Genomic DNA, 17,880 nt, shown 5'->3' with positions numbered 1-17,880 from the left:
CCTGTGCGCGCCGCAGTAAGGAATAGGGTAATGATGCAGATCCCAAATCGCGACGCCGTCGCACTAAGCGCCCGCACGTTGGGCGCGCTGTTCTCTTATGCGCCGAATAGCGAGCAAAACGCGCCGCTGGTCGCCGCTTTTCTCGATGGTAGCTGGCAGCCGCAGTGGCCGTTCCCGGTCTCCGATTCACTGGCAATGGAATTCGCCGCCAGCAGCGACGAGGCGCTGCCGCAAGCCTGGCAGCGTCTGTTTATCGGTCCATGGGCGCTTCCCGCTCCGCCGTGGGGTTCGGTGTGGCTGGATAAAGAGTCGGTGTTATTCGGCGACTCAACGCTTGCGCTGCGCGAGTGGATGCGCACCAGCGGTATTGCGCTGGATCTTGAGCGCAACGAACCCGAAGACCACTTCGGAACAATGCTGCTGCTGGCCGCATGGCTGTGTGAAACAAATCAGGATGAGTTGTTTGCGCAACTGCTGGCCTGGCATCTACTGCCGTGGTCCGGGCGTTTTCTGAGCGTCTTTATGGAAAACGCCGGGCATCCGTTCTATCGGGCGCTGGGCCAACTGGCGCAGTCGACGCTGGCTAACTGGCAGGAATATTTGCCCATCGCGGTGGCGGAAAAGCAGCTGTATCGTTAACTCACCCGCCGCGTCGATCCCCGGCGCGGCACTTATAGCTTTTGCATCTAAGGTTATTCCCTATCACAATAACGCTATGACTCCCAATTTCATTCCCGCTAATGCATCGTCTTCATAACTACCCTGATGTGCAGGTGATGTTCCGTCGCCTGATCATCGCCACGCTCGTCGGCATCTTTGCGGCGCTGGCCGTGGCGCTGTTTCGCCACTCGATGGTGGCACTGGAAACTTTATTTCTCGGTAATGATAGCGGCAGTCTGGTGAACGCCGCGCAGTCGCTACCGTGGTGGCGTCGGCTGCTGACGCCGGCGCTTGGCGGAATCGCGGCGGGGACATTACTCTGGTTATGGCAACGGCGCAACGTGTCGCGTCCGCACGCCCCGACCGATTACATGGAAGCGCTGGAAACCGGCGATGGCTGTTTCGATACGCCGGCAAGCCTCGTCAAATCGCTGGCATCGCTGCTGGTGGTCGTGACCGGCAGCGCCATTGGCCGCGAAGGGGCCATGATCCTGCTGGCCGCGCTGGCCGCCTCGCTGTTTGCCCGCCGTTTTACCCCGCGCGCTGAATGGAAGCTGTGGGTCGCCTGCGGCGCCGCCGCCGGGATGGCCAGCGCCTATCATGCGCCGCTGGCGGGGAGCCTGTTTATCGCCGAAATCCTCTTCGGCACCCTGATGCTGGCCTCGCTCGGGCCGGTGGTCATTTCAGCGGTGATCGCCCTGCTGCTGACCAATTTACTCAATGGCGGCACCGCGCCGCTGTACCACGTCATCTTGCAACAAAACCTGACCGCGCTGCATTACGGTTTAATGCTGGCAACCGGCCTGCTGGCCGGGCTGTGCGGGCCGCTGTTCATCTGGCTGATGGACTACAGCCACCGTGGCTTCGTGAGGCTGAAACTGTCGCCGCCGTGGCAGCTGGCGCTGGGGGGACTGATCGTTGGCATGTTATCGCTTATTACCCCGGCGGTGTGGGGCAATGGTTATAGCGTGGTGCAAAGCTATCTGCTATCGCCGCCGCTATTTAGCGTCATTATCATCGTCTTTATCTGTAAGCTGTTGGCGGTGCTGGCCAGCAGCGGCTCCGGCGCGCCGGGCGGCGTCTTTACCCCGACGCTATTCGTCGGGCTGGCAATAGGAATGCTATTCGCCACTTTTAGCGGGCTGTGGTTAGATAACGATCAGAACATAGCGATTATGATTGGGTTAACCGGAATGGCGGCGTTTCTCGCCGCGACAACGCATGCGCCGATGATGTCGACGCTGATGATTTGTGAGATGACCGGGCAGTATGTGCTGCTGCCCGGTTTATTGATCGCCTGCGTACTGGCTTCGGTAGTGTCGCGAACGTTACGCCGGGATTCGATCTATCGCCATCACGTTGCCGAGCACGTCTAAGTCAACATACTGGCTGAGTTCGCGCTGTTCGGCGCGCGGCAGATAAGGCAGCTCGCCAATCAGCGGCGCAGGCAGCTTTTTGCTCAACACATCGATGATTTCAGCGTAGTGCGCAAGGCCAGGGTTAATGCGGTTGGCGACCCAGCCGATTAACGGCAGACCATCGTTGGCGATCGCCTGAGCGGTCAACAGAGCATGATTGATACACCCTTCCTGAATGCCCACCACCAACACTACCGGCAGTTGTTCCTGCACTACCCACTCGGAGAGCGGGCGTAAGTCGTTCATCAGACTGCGCCAGCCGCCGGTACCTTCCACTACGACATGATCCACTCTGCCGCTGAGCTGCTGCAGGCCGTCACTGAGTAAGCCGTAGTTGATCGGGCAGCTGTGCGCCACGCTGCTTTCTTCTTCGCTTAACGCGATGGGATTGACAGCATCATACGGCAGCGACAGCGTCGACACGCTCTGTAATACCAGCGCATCTTTGTTACGCAGTCCTTCCGGCGTCTCTTTGCTGCCCTTCGCCACAGGCTTATACCCGGCGACGCTTTTACCGCTGGCAGCAAGTGCCTGCAGCAGCGCGCGGGATACTACCGTCTTCCCGACAGCAGTGTCAGTACCTGTTATAAAGAAACGCTTAAACATCACTAACCCCAAAGTTGTGTATACGAAAAATACATAAGAGAAATAATCAACAGTGGGAAAAGTCTACGCGAAGCCGTCGGGGCCCAGATTGAGATAGCGCAATTTTTGGTGCGACTATGAAAAAATGTTAACCCTGTAACAGTCGGATAAGGAGCGATCCGTTATAGAGGGCGTCTTTCACCAAAGCCGCGCCAGCCATCGTTCCGCGGTTTGAGAACTGAGTGCTCTCAACCGCGATATGACGACTATAGGCCGGTAGCGCCTGTTGCCGAATACAGTCAGAAATTGCCGGAAACAAAATATCAGACGCCTGATTGAACGGCGAACCAATAAGGATTTTTTGCGGGTTAAACAGATTGACCATGATAGCCAGAATACGCCCTACATGAGCGCCAACGCCGGTAATGATATCCCGCGCCAGTAAATCACCCTGCTGCGCCGCCTGACATAACCATTCAACGCTCAACTGCTGTTGATGCAGCATAGAGCTCATGGATTTTGCCATGCGCATCTGCGCCAGTTCCAGCACGCTTTCGACGCTGGCGATGGTTTCCAGGCAGCCGTGATTGCCGCAATAGCAGCGTTTACCATAAGGGTCAACCTGGGTGTGGCCGATCTCCACCAGGCTGCTGCTGCCGGCGTGCAACAGGCGGCCATCGGTGATCACTCCCGCGCCGACGTTGTGGTCGATTACCACCTGGATGACGTCGCGCGCCCCCCGCGAGGCGCCAAACAACGATTCGGCCATAGTCCAGGCGCTAATATCGTGCTGTATATAGACCGACACTCCGGTGTGATTAGCCAGAGCCTCACCGAGCGGCATATCTTTCACGTCATCATAAAACGGCATCCGGTGGATGATACCGTTTTCAGTATCAATGATCCCCGGCAAGGTGATGGCGATTGCGGTAAGTCGTTCGAGCTTGTGCTGATGGCGAATAAAAAACTGGTCGATATGCTCGATGATCCGCGTCAGCAGCGGTTGCGCATGCTGCAGCGGCAGTTCCAGTTGTTCTTCCACCACCAGCTTGCTGCTCAGATCGCGCAGCGCCAGGTGGATTTCCCCCCGGCTGATGCGCAACGACAAATAATGCCAGGCTTCCGTTTCAACCATCAGCCCGACCGCCGGGCGGCCGCGGCTCCCCGGCTCCTGGATTTCGGTCTCCTGCACCAGGTGCGCTTCCAGCATCTCGCGAACAATTTTGGTAATGCTGGCCGGCGCCAGTTGCGCAAATCGGGAAAGGTCGATACGCGACACCGGGCCAAGCTGATCAATCAGGCGATATACCGCGCCAGCATTAGTCTGCTTTATTTGATCGATATGGCCTGGTTGACTGTCCGCTACCACCGTTGACTCCCTTTATTTTCGCGCTTCGAAATAAACTTTTGGCTATGGTGAAGCACTTCGATGGTGCACGTCAAATTTTTACTTAGCCTTGTGATTTGCCGCACATTTTTACCCCGTTTTTGTCTTAATTCGCCAGGGCGGCGGCAGCGAGAAGATAATCGCGAAAGCGCTGCGCCGCCAGACCCTGTTCACGGTGTTTGGCCCACACCAGCCACATTTCCGACACCGCATCGGGTTCACTAATCGGCAGCCAGCGCATTTCATTTAACTGCACCCGCTTAAACGAGGCCGGTAGGATCGATACCCCAAGACCTGAAGCCACAAGGCCAATGATGGTCATTGCCTCGCCGACCTCCTGGGTGATAACGGGCGTGGTACCGTAGCGGCGCATCAACCCGAGAATATCGTCATACAGGCCGGTACCAACGTGCGGATCGAAAAAGACAAACGGCTCGCGCGCCAGCTCAAGCAGACTGACCGATTGCTGACGGGCCAGGGGATGATCGCTGGGCACCATCGCCAGTAGCGGTTCGCGCAGCACCCTTTCCCAGCACAAGGTATCCGGCAGCTGCGTGTTGCGCATCAGGCCAAGGTCAAGCGCCCCTTCATTCAGCGGCACGATCTGTTCGCGGGTGTTGGTTTCGCGGGTCTGGATATGGACATCGGGAAAGCGGCGACGAAAAGTGGAAAGCGTATCGGAAACCGCTTTGATAAATGGCGCCGACGAGGTGAAGCCGATACGCAGTTCACCGGTTTCGCCGTGGTGCAGGCGCCCGGCGCGAGCGGCGGCATCTTCAACCTGCGTCAGTATTTGTCGGCTATCGGCGAGGAACTGCACTCCCGCCGCCGTCAGGCTGACGCTGCGATTAGTGCGGGCAAACAGCCGCGCGCCAATCTGTTGTTCGAGAATCTGAATTTGCTGGCTTAACGGCGGTTGAGAGATATTCAGGCGCGCCGCCGCGCGGCCAAAATGCAGCTCTTCCGCCACGGCGACAAAGTAACGCAGATGACGCAGCTCGATATTCATATTTAAAACGTCTTATTTGAGATTATTAATATATTAGACGGAATATTTACAATTTTATACCCTAAAAATGTGAGCTGAATGGTCACATCAGTTTGTTTGTAATCCAGCTGTATATAAGCAAGGAATTCTCCGTGAGTAACACAACAACCGCTGACACCGCGCCGGCGAGCGATGTCAGGGATAAGGTCGCTTCCCAGCCAAATCAATTTATTAAACGCGGCACCCCGGCGTTTATCCGCGTCACCCTGGCGCTATTTTCCGCCGGACTGGCCACCTTCGCCCTGCTCTATTGCGTGCAGCCCATTCTGCCGGTGCTGTCAGGCGAGTTCGGCGTAAGCCCGGCCAGCAGCAGTATTTCGTTATCGATTTCCACCGCGATGCTCGCCATCGGCCTGCTATTTACCGGCCCGCTGTCGGATGCCATTGGCCGTAAACCGGTAATGGTCACCGCCTTACTGTTGGCGGCGTGTTGCTCATTATTATCAACGATGATGACCAGCTGGCACGGTATTCTGATCATGCGCGCGTTGATCGGCCTGTCGCTCAGCGGCGTAGCCGCCGTAGGGATGACTTATCTCAGCGAGGAGATCCACCCAAGCGTGGTGGCGTTTTCAATGGGGCTTTATATCAGCGGTAACTCGATAGGCGGCATGAGCGGCCGCCTGCTCACCGGGGTCTTTACCGATTTCTTCGGCTGGCGCGTGGCGCTGGCGGTGATAAGCGCCTTCGCCCTCGCTGCGGCAATCATGTTCTGGCGTATTCTTCCCGAGTCGCGCCACTTCCGCCCTATTTCGTTGAAACCGAAAACGCTGCTGATTAACTTCCATCTGCACTGGCGCGATCGCGGCCTGCCGCTGTTGTTCCTCGAAGGCTTCCTGCTGATGGGCGCATTTGTGACCCTGTTTAACTATATTGGCTACCGTTTGATGATGTCGCCATGGTCGCTGAATCAGGCGGTGGTTGGCCTGCTGTCGGTTGCTTACCTGACCGGGACCTGGAGTTCGCCAAAAGCCGGCGCGCTGACGGTGCGTTATGGCCGCGGTCCAGTAATGTTGTTCTTTATTGCGGTGATGCTGTTTGGCCTGCTGATGACGCTATTCTCGCCGCTGTGGCTGATTTTCATCGGCATGCTGCTGTTCTCCGCCGGCTTTTTTGCCGCGCACTCGGTCGCCAGCAGTTGGATCGGACCACGGGCGCGTCGCGCGCGCGGCCAGGCATCTTCGTTATACCTGTTCAGCTACTATCTTGGCTCAAGTATTGCGGGGACGCTCGGTGGGGTCTTCTGGCATCATTACGGCTGGAATGGCGTCGGCGGCTTTATCGCCCTGCTGTTAATGGCCGCGCTGCTGACCGGCGCCTGTTTGCACAACCGCCTGAAATAATCGTTAAACGACGTGACCTTATTGGTCACGTCCGTTCACCACAGCCCGAGCACCGATGGTAACCCCAACAGTTCTCTGAGAGCATCCATAGAAAGCAGTGCGAAAAACACCCACGTGAACGGATTCATACTCGCCTCCGCTGACAGCCAGCGCCTGTTTTCAGTGTAGCCGCTGGCGAAGCGCACCGTCCGTTATGGTTATCACATGCGCATTTTTCGATGCACGCAAAATGTCGTTCCAGCGACTCGACCAAATCACCCCGACGCGCTAGTGTACCCACTGACAACAGATTTATTTCACTCGCCACAGGCCAGCAGAGACTATGACTGACAACAACAACTATCAGCAGCTCACCCGCACTTTCCAACGGCTCTCCCGCTTCTCTCACCTTGCCGCCATCGCCGGCTGGGATATGTTCGCCATGATGCCGCCCGGCGGCAGCCGCGCGCGCGGCGAAGCGCTGGCGGAGCTCGGGGTGCTGCAGCACCAAATTTTGACCGATAAGAAGGTTGGTGAATGGCTGGAAAACGCCCTGCAGGAAGATCTTAACGATCTGGAACAGGCTAACCTGCGCGAAATGACCCGCCAGTACCAGCAAGCGGCGCTACTGCCCGAAAGCCTGGTGGAAGCGAAATCGCTGGCCGGCAGCCGCTGCGAACACGCCTGGCGCAGCCAGCGCCCGGCTAACGACTGGCAGGGGTTTGCCGAAAACCTGCGTGAGGTCGTTAAGCTCAGCCGCGAAGAGGCGCAGATCCGTGCCGATGCGAAAGGCTGTTCACGTTATGATGCCCTGCTGGATATTTTCGAACCCGATATGACCAGCGCGCGTCTTGACGTGCTATTCGCCAATCTGAAATCCTGGCTGCCGTCGCTGCTGGCAAACGTCGTCGATAAGCAAGCGCAGAAGACGCTGCTCGAGCCACAGGGGCCCTTCGCCATCAACGACCAGCGCGAGCTGGGGCTGGAAGCAATGCGGGTTTTAGGCTTTGATTTTGATGGCGGCCGCCTGGATATTAGCGCACACCCCTTCTGCGGCGGCGTGCCTGAGGACGTTCGTATTACCACCCGTTATAACGAAAACGATCTACTCAGCGCGCTATTTGGCGTGATCCACGAAACCGGCCACGCGCGCTATGAACAGAACCTCCCGCGTAACTGGCTCGATCAGCCGGTTGGGCTGGCTCGTTCAACGGCGATTCACGAATCTCAAAGTCTGTTCTTCGAAATGCAGCTTGGCCGCAGCGAAGCCTTCCTCAACCGCCTGCTGCCCGCCGTGCGTCAGCGCTTTGGCGACCAGCCGGCGTTCAGCGCGGAAAACTTTATCGCCTGGAACCAGCGCGTGAAGCCGGGCTTCATTCGCGTCGATGCCGACGAAGTCAGCTACCCGGCGCACGTCATTCTGCGCTATGAAATCGAGCGGGCGCTGATCGACGGCGATATTGAAGTAGACGATATTCCCGCCCTGTGGGACGAGAAAATGCAGAGCTGGCTGGGCATTTCGACCCTCGGCAACTATCGTGACGGCTGTATGCAGGATATTCACTGGACCGATGGCGGTTTCGGCTATTTCCCTTCCTATACGCTGGGGGCGATGTACGCCGCACAGTTAATGGCGGCCGCCAGACGCGCGTTACCGAATCTCGCACAGGATATCGCCGGCGGCGATTTTAACGCTCTGTTCGACTGGTTGCGGCAAAATATCTGGCAACACGGCAGCCGCTTTACCACTTCGCAGCTGATTAAGAATGCCACCGGCGAAGATCTCAACGGTGAGTATTTCCGCCAGCATCTTACCGCGCGTTATCTCTAAGCCTGCGCGCCGGGGCCTGCTCCGGCGCGTTATACCCGTTCGCTTCGCGTTGTACATATGGTTACACGCCGATACCAAACACTCACGGAAAGCTCGAAAAGACAAGCATATAGTTACTTCAACGGCCCCGCAGTGGGGTTGAAATGAAGAAACCTTTTCGAGGATATCAGAATGAAAAAAGTATTAGCTCTGGTCGTTGCCGCTGCTATGGGTCTGTCTTCCGCTGCTTTCGCTGCTGATGCAGCAAGCACCACTCAGGCACCTGCTGCTGCAACTCACAGCACCACTGCCAAGACAACTCACCATAAAAAACATCACAAAGCTGCCGCCAAACCGGCTGCAGAACAGAAAGCCCAGGCAGCCAAGAAACACAAAAAAGCCGCGGCGAAACCCGCTGTAGAGCAAAAAGCTCAGGCTGCGAAAAAACACCACAAAGCCGCCACTAAACCGGCTGCACAGAAAGCCCAGGCTGCCAAAAAGCACCACAAAACTGCCGCTAAACCAGTAGCGCAGAAAGCTCAGGCTGCGAAAAAACACCACAAAACCACTAAACACACCGCTGCTAAACCTGCTGCTCAGCCGGCTGCATAATCGTTTCGGTTAGTCTGGTATTGTATAAATCGGCGCTGTTTCAGCGCCGTTTTTTTCTGGAGAGCGCTATGCTGCGACGCTATCGTTTTGAGCTCATCCTGATACTGCTGATAATATGCGCGCTGGTGGCAACCCGCTTTTTCCTCTATTAGGCGCCGCTAATCATCCCCCTCAATAGGAAAACCGGCTTCACGAATTGCCTGACGGCAATCGCTGACGCCCGCAGCATATCCCGCTTCAATTTCGCATACCGGGCTCGCACTGGAGAAAGGTAAGCGAATCGGCGTCGCCAGTTGACGTTCCAGCTCGCCAATTTTTACCCGCGCCGCCAGCAATTCCTTCGCCAGTTCTGGGGGCGACACTTCGGTTTTTTCCCCCGTAATGATCGCCCGCAATTGCTTCTCATCGATAGTCATCATATCCGCCAGTTTGCATTCATTGACAGATATTATAGCCAACGCCACCTCAGTGGCGCTGGCGTGACGCTACATGGCACGTACCGCCTCAATCACGAGATAGCCCATCGCTCCCCACATAAAAAAAGAAACCAGCGAAACATAAACTAATGCGCGAATACCTTGTTTAGACATACACCCTCCCACTACGGGAAATGACATTGCGCTTATGATGGCCGGGTCAACCTCACATTTCACTCAACGGGAATCGCCAATGACAATGTTTACAGTGAGAAAATGTTTCGTAGTGAAAATAATTGAGAAGATGGTAAAAAAACGCCAATGACCATGAACTTTTGCGATCTTAAGGCGACTAAAACATCCTCGAAAAATTGCGCTTTGCGAATGTCCTGTAAGGCAAAGTGATTATTTTGCCGTCGTTTTACGTACGTTCCGATACACGAATTATGTTGCGTTGCACGCCGCTTTCTGCGGAAATGACAACAGCAGAGATAATGCGTTAACCATCTGAATTAACATGGTTCTTGCATAGATGAAATGTCTTCAGGAGTCATTTTAACTGCCGTTTGGCTTAATAAAAATTATTCTTAACTTTCATAAACTTAAATCTCCTGCTACTTTCAATAGACATAATTATCTCCCCAGAGAGTGATATGCGTAGAGACGTACTGTTATTACTGTGTTCGTTTTGTGTATTTCCCCTGTTTGCTCACGCCGATGATGACGGCATGAGCGCGAAAGATATCAAAACGCTTTTTTTCGGCCATGACGATCGTAAAGCGGTCAGCGATCCGGCCAGTTCCCCCTGGGATGCCATCGGCCAGTTAGAAACCGCCAGTGGTAATCTGTGTACCGCAACGCTGATTTCGCCGCATCTGGCCCTCACCGCCGGTCACTGTTTGCTGCAGCCGCCGAAAGGAAAGCCGGACAAGGCCGTTGCGTTGCGTTTTATCTCGCGTAAGGGCAGTTGGGTCTATGAAATTCACGGGATTGACGGCCGTACCGACCCATCGCTAGGCAAACGGCTTAAAGCGGACGGCGATGGCTGGATTGTCCCCTCTTCCGCAGCCCCCTGGGACTTTGGCCTGATCGTCCTGCGCTACGCGCCCGGCGGCATTACGCCTGTTCCTGTGTTTCGCGGTGATAAAGAAGCGCTGACCGCGGCGCTGAAAGCAACGGACCGCAAAGTGACGCAATCCGGCTACCCGGAAGATCATCTGGATAGCCTCTATAGCCACCAGGATTGTCTGGTGACGGGATGGGCGCAAGCCTCAGTTCTATCACATCAATGCGATACGCTACCGGGCGACAGCGGTTCTCCGCTGCTGTTAAAAACGGACAACGGCTGGCAGGTCATTGCAGTGCAAAGCTCGGCGCCGGGACCGAAAGATCGCTATCGCGCCGATAACCGGGCTATTGCCGTGACCGGTTTTCTCGACAAGCTGGAAGCGCTGGCTAACGAGTGATTATCCCTGCTGCTGGCGCAGTTGAAGCAATGAATCGATCGGCATCGGTTGGCTGAAATAAAATCCCTGAAGTCGATCGCATCCCGCCCGCCGCAGCAGCGCCAGCTGCTGCTGAGTTTCTACCCCTTCAGCAACCACGGTGATCCCCAGCGCATTAGCGATACGTACCGTGCCGCGCACCAGTTCTGCCGCCTGCGGGTCGACATCCACCACCCCGGCTAACGACTTATCAATCTTGAGGCTATCAAAACGACAGCTGCGTAGATAACCAATACTGGAATAGCCAATGCCAAAATCATCCAGCGCGACGGCGATACCTAACGATTTCAGGTTCTCGATAGCCACGCGAGCGCGCTCCGGGTTTTCCAGTACGTAGCTTTCGGTTACCTCAAGCTGCAGGCGGCGGGCAGGAAACTGACAGCGTCCCAGGGTTTGGATCACCCGAGTTTCGAATTCCGGGTCGCGGAACTGCGCCGGGGATATATTGACGGAAAGGAGTAAATCCCCCATCGTCTCGAGATCGTAACAGGCTTGCGACAGCGCAAACTGGCCCAAGGCATAAATCAATCCGCTGCTTTCGGCAATGGGGATGAAAGCATCCGGCGCCAGCGGGCCTTCAGGACGTCGCGGCCAGCGCAGCAAGGCCTCTACGCCTTCCATCACCAGCGTTTCGGCATTGACGATCGGCTGATACCAGACATCAAATTCGCCTTTTTCGAGACCTTCGCGGATACCATTTTCAATGTGCAGCTGGTGCTGACGCGTTTCGTTAAGGGTGTCATCATACCAGGCCGCTCTTCCCTTACCGCTTTTCTTCGCGTGGTACATGGCCATGTCCGCACGGCGAAACAACTCAGTACTGGAGCACTGCGTCGGCACCCCGCTGGCAATACCAATACTGGCGCTGATATATATTTTCCGGGCGCTGAGCGCAACGGGAGTTTTTAATAATTCGAGCACCGCCAGGGCGAATGCTGAGGCCTGATTAACCGCATGTTCGCCGCTCATGGTCATGGCGAATTCATCCCCGCCCATCCGCGCCAGCATCGCCCCCGCCGGAACCCGATCGCGTAATTCGCGGGCGATATGGGCAATCAGCGCGTCGCCAGTATCATGGCCGTAGTTATCGTTGACGTCTTTAAAACCATCGAGATCGATAAATACCACGCTCTGCATTTCATTCTTACCGCATTCGCCCATCGCATTTAAACGTTCAATCAATGCCCGACGGTTCGGCAAAAGGCTCAGCCAATCGATCAGCGCATTTTTTCGCGCCTGCTGTTCGCCGCGCGCCAGCTTGTAAAGCCCCAGGCTACTCAGCATGATAAACAGCAAAATTAAACTTGCCGCCAGAATGGCGATGAGCCTGATGCTGTTTGACGCGGCGCGCGCCGCTTCCGCACCGGGAAGGCGCGGTTGCCAGCTCAGATAGGCCAGCGTCTCCCCGCCCTCTGTGCGTAATGGTACGCTGTATTCGCCGGCAAACTGCGTCGTATGCAGACGATTAATCTGGAAAGTGTTCCCCAGGGTTTCCAGCATGGTTGGATTAATGTGGCGGGTAATCACCAGATAGCGACGGGTTTTATCATAAATCGGTAAGCGGCCGATTGTCGGGCGAATCAAGCCGATACCGACAAACGCAATGCCCGCGCGGGTACGGGTGATTCCGGCAAAGGCATTTTTACCGCGTCTCAGCGCATCCGCGTGCTGCTCGATAAGGGTTTGTAACCCGCTGCCGAAAAAACCAATATCGGATTCGGTAAATGGCTCGCTGCGAAAAGCCCCCCACAAGATGCGATAGTTTTCATCCAGGATAAAAGTGCCGTCGTAGAGATTATTAATCTTAAAACCCGATCCCCACGAATCATACAGCCAGTGTGCATCAAGATGGGGCGTATAGGTTTGTTTAACCGCATCATCCCAAATCGAATTATCCAGTACCAATGACAGCACCCGGTTCACCGATGTCTGCACGGCGCCTTCTACCGAAAGCATCGAACGGTGTTTATCTATTTCATTAGTTTTAATACTGACCAGATGTTGCGACAAATAGAAAAGAGAAATCACAGAGACGACCAGGCCCAGGCCGGCAAGAAATACCAGAATGGAAAGGATTTTGGCAGAGGGAATATTCCGCCAGCCAGGCAAAGGAATCATGTGCTGTCCTCATAGCGGCGTACAGAAAGATGCCGAATCTGCTTTTTTAAGCGTAATACAGAGAACAGAATTTGCCGCCTGCGAACGCAGGCGGCATCATATCAGGCCAGTTTTATCAATACCATACCGGCCACCAGCAGCACGACGCCAACCCAACCTTTATGGTTCAGACGCTGACCAAAGAGGATCCAGCCAGCGGCAATGGTGGCCGCAATCCCGAATCCGCCCCACAGCGCATAAGCGACGGACAGGTCGATACCTTTTACCGCCTGCGACAGGGCGCTAAAGGCCCCTAACACCGCCGCCAGCGACAGAATACCGTAGATCTTACGACGGAAGCCGTCGGAAAATTTCAGCAATACGTTCGCGGTTATTTCCAGTACGATAGCCAGCGCCAGCCAGGCGCCGTGAATCCACTCAAACTGTTGCATGAGCTGTCTCCTCATGCTGTTTTACCGCCTTTTTGGTGCCGGACTTAATCAGTACGATCCCGGCGACCAGCGTTGCCAGTCCGGCGAGTTTAATGACTGACAGGCTTTCATCGAACAGCAGCACGCTGAATACGGTAATCAACAGAATACCGATACCTTCCCACAGCGCATACGCCACACCGAGAGCAATTTTTTTAACGGCGAAGGCCAGGAAAATATAGGAAAGCGCAATCATTGCCAGCATTAAAATATAACCTGTATGACCGCCGCTGACGCTTGCCCATTTCATAGACAACGTGCCGGTAATTTCAGCGACGATAGCTAAGGCTAATAAAATCCAATAAAACATAATCCCTTCTCCTGCTTGAGAATACAATCCATGACGGCTTACGAGAGTAAACCGAAAAAATTCTGACGTAGTTTTAGCCGTGCGCGGTGCGCCAGCTCAGGCAGAGAGAATGGGACTATAGCGCGGAGCGCCAGTGCTGTTCGCCAGCAAATCGGGAAAGGATGAAGGGTAATGCGTGATGAGTCGAAAAATAAAGGCTGAACTGATTGTTCATAAAATTACAATTATCCGCGGTGTTGCTTCTCGTCATTGCGGAAAAAAATTGTCCTCGGTAGTTAAACACAAGTAAATTTGTACCATAGTGTTAATATTAACTCAAAGAATTTGCAATTCTTTACGTCTAATGCGCGATTTCAATTAGTATTTTCTCAAACTGATCTCCATCATAAACGTGTATAGCAAAGTCGCTATGATCAAGGACGTTTTCATCTTCACCGTAAGGAACCCAATGGCCAAACCCATCATCACCCTAAATGGACTCAAGATCGTCATCATGCTGGGCATGTTGGTTATCATCCTTACCGGCATCCGTTTTGCCGCCGACATTATCGTCCCATTTATCTTAGCGCTATTCCTTGCGGTGGTGATCAATCCGCTGGTCCAACTGATGGTACGCTGTCGGGTGCCGCGAGTGCTGGCGATTTCGCTACTGGTGGGCGCTATCGTGCTGCTGGCGGTGGTACTGCTGGCGTCGCTTGGCACCTCGCTTAACGAATTGGCGCGCACCCTGCCGCAATACCGCACGTCGCTGGCCGAACCGCTAAAGACGGTCACCCCATGGCTACAGCGCTTTGGTTTTACCGTCTCCGCCATTGAGCTGAATAAGTATATCGATCCCAACGCGGTGATGACCCTGGTTACCAGCTTGTTGACCCAGTTGTCGAATGCGATGTCGTCCATTTTTCTGTTGCTTCTCACCGTGGTATTTATGCTGTTGGAAGTGCCGCAGTTGCCCGCCAAGCTCCAGCAGCTAATGTCGCGGCCGGTTGAGGGAATGGGCGCCATTCAGCGGGCGATAGATAGCGTCTCACATTACCTGGTACTGAAAACCGCGATTAGCCTGGTCACCGGGCTGGTGGTCTGGGGTATGCTGGCGCTGCTGGACGTCCGCTTCGCCTTTATGTGGGGGCTACTGGCCTTTGCGCTGAACTATATTCCCAATATCGGTTCGGTACTGGCGGCCATCCCGCCGATTCTGCAGGTGATGGTATTTGGCGGCCTGTATGAGGCGCTGATCGTCACTGCCGGTTACCTGATTATCAACCTGGTGTTCGGCAATATTCTCGAGCCACGTATCATGGGCCGTGGGCTGGGGCTCTCCACGCTGGTGGTGTTCCTGTCGTTAATATTCTGGGGCTGGCTGCTGGGCCCGGTCGGCATGCTGCTGTCGGTGCCGTTGACCATCATTGTGAAAATCGCCCTTGAGCAAACCAACGGCGGGCAGAGTATTGCCTTCTTACTCAGTGACTTAAGTAAAGAATAATCGGCAATCTGGCTGGCCTATCCGCCAGCCTTCCCTCCTTTCATCTTTTCCGCTTAGACCGTTACTCCTTTTTTATTATTGATCCCCATCGCAAATGGGCACATCCAATCATTACTCTAAAGCTAACGATTAGCCGGCGTGCTTAATTGATGCACAGCGCCGCGCATCGCACACTAACTTCCACCAGGACAAACGAAACGATTTGTCGAATCAGGAGGTTAACAATGAATGCTGAACAAACGACGGGACGGGTCTGGAACCGTCGCCGGACGGAAAAACAGCGGCGGCTGGCCGAAACGAAGATTGCCGGCAAAGTCATCCCCACTGACCAACTGGTCAGCGTACTGGAAAATCTGCTCGCCCCTGGCGACCGGGTAGTACTGGAAGGTAACAACCAGAAGCAGGCTGATTTCCTCTCCCGCATGCTCGCCGAGGTTAATCCGCAGAAAATCCACGACCTGCATATGATTATGCCAAGCGTCGGGCGCAGCGAGCATCTGGACCTGTTTGAAAAAGGCATTGCCCGTAAACTGGATTTCTCTTTCTCCGGCACGCAAAGCTTGCGCATCTCGCAGCTGCTGGAAGATGGCCTGCTCGAAATCGGCGCCATCCATACCTATATTGAACTCTACTCCCGCCTGTACGTCGATCTGTCGCCAAACGTCGCGCTGATCGCTGGCTATAAAGCGGACCGTAAAGGCAACCTGTACACCGGGCCAAGTACCGAAGATACCCCGGCGCTGGTCGAAGCCGCCGCCTTCCACGACGGCATTGTGATAGCCCAGGTCAACGAACTGGTAGACGACGAATGCGACCTGCCGCGCGTCGATATTCCCGGCTCGTGGATTGATTACGTGGTGGTCGCCGACAAACCGTTCTTCATTGAACCGCTCTTCACCCGCGACCCGCGTCTGATTAAGCAAGAACACATTCTGATGGCGATGATGGCGATCAAAGGCATCTACGCGGAGCATCAGGTGCAGTCGCTTAACCACGGTATCGGTTTTAATACCGCCGCCATCGAGCTGCTGCTGCCCACCTACGGCGAACAGCTCGGCCTGAAAGGCAAAATCTGTAAACACTGGACGCTGAACCCGCATCCGACCTTAATCCCGGCCATCGAAAGCGGCTGGGTGGAGAGCGTGCACTGCTTCGGCGGCGAACTGGGGATGGAAGAGTATATCCGCGCCCGCCCGGATATCTTCTTTACCGGCCCGGATGGCTCAATGCGTTCCAACCGTGCCTTCTGCCAGCTGGCAGGTCAATACGCGGTAGATATGTTTATCGGTTCGACCCTGCAGGTTGATGGTCTGGCTAACTCCTCAACCGTCACCCGCGGTCGTCTTTCCGGTTTCGGCGGCGCGCCGAACATGGGCCATGACCCCCACGGTCGCCGCCACGCCACCCCGGCCTGGCTCAATATGATCACCGAACCAGACCCGATGCAGCGCGGTAAAAAACTGGTGGTGCAGATGGTCGAAACCTTCCAGGCCGGCGTAAAACCGACCTTTGTTGAAACGCTCGACGCGGTCGAGGTCGCCAAAACCTCCGGCATGCCGCTGGCGCCGGTGATGATTTATGGCGATGACGTGACCCACGTGCTGACCGAAGAGGGTATCGCCTACCTGTACCGCGCGGAGAGCCTTGAAGAGCGCCGGGCGATGGTCGCCGCGGTGGCCGGGATCACCGATATTGGCCTCGGGGTGGACGCCAAACGCGTCGCCGCGCTGCGCCAGAGCGGCAAAGTGGTGTACCCGGAAGATATCGGCATTCGCCGTAGCGATGCCACCCGCTCGCTACTGGCCGCCGGCAGCGTCGCCGAGCTGGTGGAGTGGTCCGACGGACTGTACAACCCACCGGCAAAATTCCGGAGCTGGTAATGAAAAATCTCTCCCCCCTACACGCAGAAAGCCGCGTCAGCTGGCTGGCGCATACCGCCAGCGCCTGTCTGATTGACGAAGCCCGCCTGAGTCCGAAACCGGGTCTGGTCGATAGTCGCGGCAACGGCGCGCATCAGGATCTCAATCTGGACCTGATGGAACGCTCCGCCCGCAGCCTGCAGCCAACCTTTCACGCACTGGCGCAGCAAAGCTGGCAGCGTCCGGCTGATATCGCCCTGCGCGAAACCGTCGGCCGCCTCGGTCGCGAAGGTGAAGCGCAGATGATGATGGCGACGGGTGGGGTTAACACCCACCGCGGCGCCATTTGGGCGCTGGGCCTGCTGGTCAGCGCGGTGGCGATGTTGGGTGGAGAGGGTCAATCACAGGCGATCGCCGGGACCGCCGCCGCCCTTGCCCGCCTGCCTGACGGTTTCGCGCCGAAAAGCTTTAGTAAGGGGCTGCGCGCCAGCCGCCGTTGGCAGGTGCCGGGCGCACGCGAGGAAGCGCAGCGCGGATTTCCGCATGTTACCGCCCTGGCGCTGCCGCAACTGCGGCAGAGCCGGGCGCGAGGCGCCAGCGAGCAGCAGGCGCGCCTTGATGCGCTGATGGCCATCATGACCTCGCTGAGCGATACCTGCGTGCTGTCGCGCGCCGGCATGAACGGCCTGCATGCCATGCAGCAAGGCGCCCGCGAGGTTCTGGCGGCGGGCGGTTGCGCCAGCGTCGCCGGTCGCGCCGCGCTGGCGCGCCTTGATGCGCAGATGCTGGCGCAAAACGCCTCGCCGGGTGGCGCGGCCGATCTCCTTGCCGCCACCCTGTTTCTCGACCGGGTTTCCGGCTAACGCATTCAGAGGAT

16 protein-coding genes are annotated in these 17,880 nt (G+C 56.0%); 9 read left to right on the top strand and 7 right to left on the bottom strand.

All coding sequences use genetic code 11. From position 1 onward, the window contains the following. Nucleotides 1-30: 30 nt before the first annotated feature. Complete coding sequence (gene dmsD / locus ABLU78_RS00595; RefSeq protein WP_042892401.1) at nt 31-639, top strand: Tat proofreading chaperone DmsD; 609 nt, start codon at nt 31-33, stop codon at nt 637-639. 101 nt (nt 640-740) lie between these two features. Then, nucleotides 741-2,036, top strand: a complete 1,296-nt coding sequence (clcB, locus tag ABLU78_RS00590; RefSeq protein WP_048228712.1) for a voltage-gated ClC-type chloride channel ClcB — start codon at nt 741-743, stop codon at nt 2,034-2,036. Here clcB and bioD read toward each other — a convergent pair. From bioD to ABLU78_RS00575, 3 genes are all read right to left on the bottom strand, one after another. Continuing rightward, the gene (bioD, locus tag ABLU78_RS00585; protein ID WP_015366772.1) at nt 1,989-2,684 is read right to left on the bottom strand and encodes a dethiobiotin synthase; all 696 of its coding nucleotides are present in this window, start codon (nt 2,682-2,684) and stop codon (nt 1,989-1,991) included. The two genes, clcB and bioD, sit on opposite strands and share 48 nt — an antisense overlap. A 127-nt stretch (nt 2,685-2,811) precedes the next feature. After that, entirely contained in the window at nt 2,812-4,032 is a 1,221-nt protein-coding gene (gene mlc / locus ABLU78_RS00580) for a sugar metabolism global transcriptional regulator Mlc (RefSeq protein WP_015366773.1), read from the bottom strand. A gap of 124 nt (nt 4,033-4,156) precedes the next feature. Next, the gene (locus ABLU78_RS00575) at nt 4,157-5,059 is read right to left on the bottom strand and encodes a LysR family transcriptional regulator (protein ID WP_015366774.1); all 903 of its coding nucleotides are present in this window, start codon (nt 5,057-5,059) and stop codon (nt 4,157-4,159) included. Between the two features lie 92 nt (nt 5,060-5,151). Here ABLU78_RS00575 and ABLU78_RS00570 point away from each other — a divergent pair, with 92 nt between their 5' ends. From ABLU78_RS00570 to asr, 3 genes are all read left to right on the top strand, one after another. Next, nucleotides 5,152-6,441, top strand: a complete 1,290-nt coding sequence (locus tag ABLU78_RS00570; protein ID WP_071596080.1) for an MFS transporter — start codon at nt 5,152-5,154, stop codon at nt 6,439-6,441. 322 nt (nt 6,442-6,763) lie between these two features. After that, entirely contained in the window at nt 6,764-8,251 is a 1,488-nt protein-coding gene (locus ABLU78_RS00565; protein ID WP_047064650.1) for a carboxypeptidase M32, read from the top strand. 171 nt (nt 8,252-8,422) lie between these two features. Beyond that, nucleotides 8,423-8,842, top strand: a complete 420-nt coding sequence (asr, locus tag ABLU78_RS00560) for an acid resistance repetitive basic protein Asr (RefSeq protein WP_015366777.1) — start codon at nt 8,423-8,425, stop codon at nt 8,840-8,842. Nucleotides 8,843-9,000: 158 nt separating this feature from the next. On the opposite strand, the gene ABLU78_RS00555 is transcribed toward asr, so the two are convergent. After that, complete coding sequence (locus tag ABLU78_RS00555; protein ID WP_015366779.1) at nt 9,001-9,258, bottom strand: hypothetical protein; 258 nt, start codon at nt 9,256-9,258, stop codon at nt 9,001-9,003. Nucleotides 9,259-9,911: 653 nt separating this feature from the next. On the opposite strand from ABLU78_RS00555, the gene ABLU78_RS00550 reads away from it, so the two are divergent. Beyond that, nucleotides 9,912-10,724, top strand: coding sequence for a serine protease (locus ABLU78_RS00550; RefSeq protein ID WP_015366781.1), 813 nt, complete (start codon nt 9,912-9,914; stop codon nt 10,722-10,724). Here the strand turns inward: ABLU78_RS00550 and ABLU78_RS00545 are convergent, their stop codons facing one another. The 3 genes from ABLU78_RS00545 to mdtJ all read right to left on the bottom strand — a co-directional run bounded on the left by ABLU78_RS00545 (nt 10,725) and on the right by mdtJ (nt 13,661). Next, nucleotides 10,725-12,881 carry a bifunctional diguanylate cyclase/phosphodiesterase gene (locus ABLU78_RS00545; RefSeq protein ID WP_048228711.1) on the bottom strand — a complete coding sequence of 719 codons (2,157 nt, stop codon included), beginning with the start codon at nt 12,879-12,881 and terminating at the stop codon, nt 10,725-10,727. 101 nt (nt 12,882-12,982) lie between these two features. Next, nucleotides 12,983-13,312: a multidrug/spermidine efflux SMR transporter subunit MdtI gene (gene mdtI / locus ABLU78_RS00540; protein ID WP_015366783.1), complete on the bottom strand. Its 330-nt coding sequence runs from the start codon at nt 13,310-13,312 to the stop codon at nt 12,983-12,985. Then, nucleotides 13,299-13,661 carry a multidrug/spermidine efflux SMR transporter subunit MdtJ gene (mdtJ, locus tag ABLU78_RS00535; RefSeq protein ID WP_020078952.1) on the bottom strand — a complete coding sequence of 121 codons (363 nt, stop codon included), beginning with the start codon at nt 13,659-13,661 and terminating at the stop codon, nt 13,299-13,301. The genes mdtI and mdtJ overlap by 14 nt, the downstream gene beginning before the upstream one ends. A gap of 448 nt (nt 13,662-14,109) precedes the next feature. Between mdtJ and ABLU78_RS00530 the strand changes: the two genes are divergently transcribed. From ABLU78_RS00530 to ABLU78_RS00520, 3 genes are all read left to right on the top strand, one after another. Beyond that, nucleotides 14,110-15,144, top strand: coding sequence for an AI-2E family transporter (locus ABLU78_RS00530; RefSeq protein WP_015366785.1), 1,035 nt, complete (start codon nt 14,110-14,112; stop codon nt 15,142-15,144). A 224-nt stretch (nt 15,145-15,368) separates the two neighbouring features. Beyond that, on the top strand, nt 15,369-17,024 hold the full coding sequence (mdcA, locus tag ABLU78_RS00525) for a malonate decarboxylase subunit alpha (RefSeq protein ID WP_045388299.1): 1,656 nt from the start codon (nt 15,369-15,371) through the stop codon (nt 17,022-17,024). Then, entirely contained in the window at nt 17,024-17,866 is an 843-nt protein-coding gene (locus tag ABLU78_RS00520) for a triphosphoribosyl-dephospho-CoA synthase (RefSeq protein ID WP_043875354.1), read from the top strand. Before mdcA ends, ABLU78_RS00520 begins: the two co-directional genes overlap by 1 nt. Nucleotides 17,867-17,880: the final 14 nt, after the last annotated feature.

The sequence above is a fragment of the Klebsiella sp. JN_Kp122 genome, assembly GCF_040062085.1.
GTDB classification, from domain to species: domain Bacteria; phylum Pseudomonadota; class Gammaproteobacteria; order Enterobacterales; family Enterobacteriaceae; genus Klebsiella; species Klebsiella aerogenes.
This window is presented reverse-complemented; position numbering and strand designations above follow the sequence as displayed.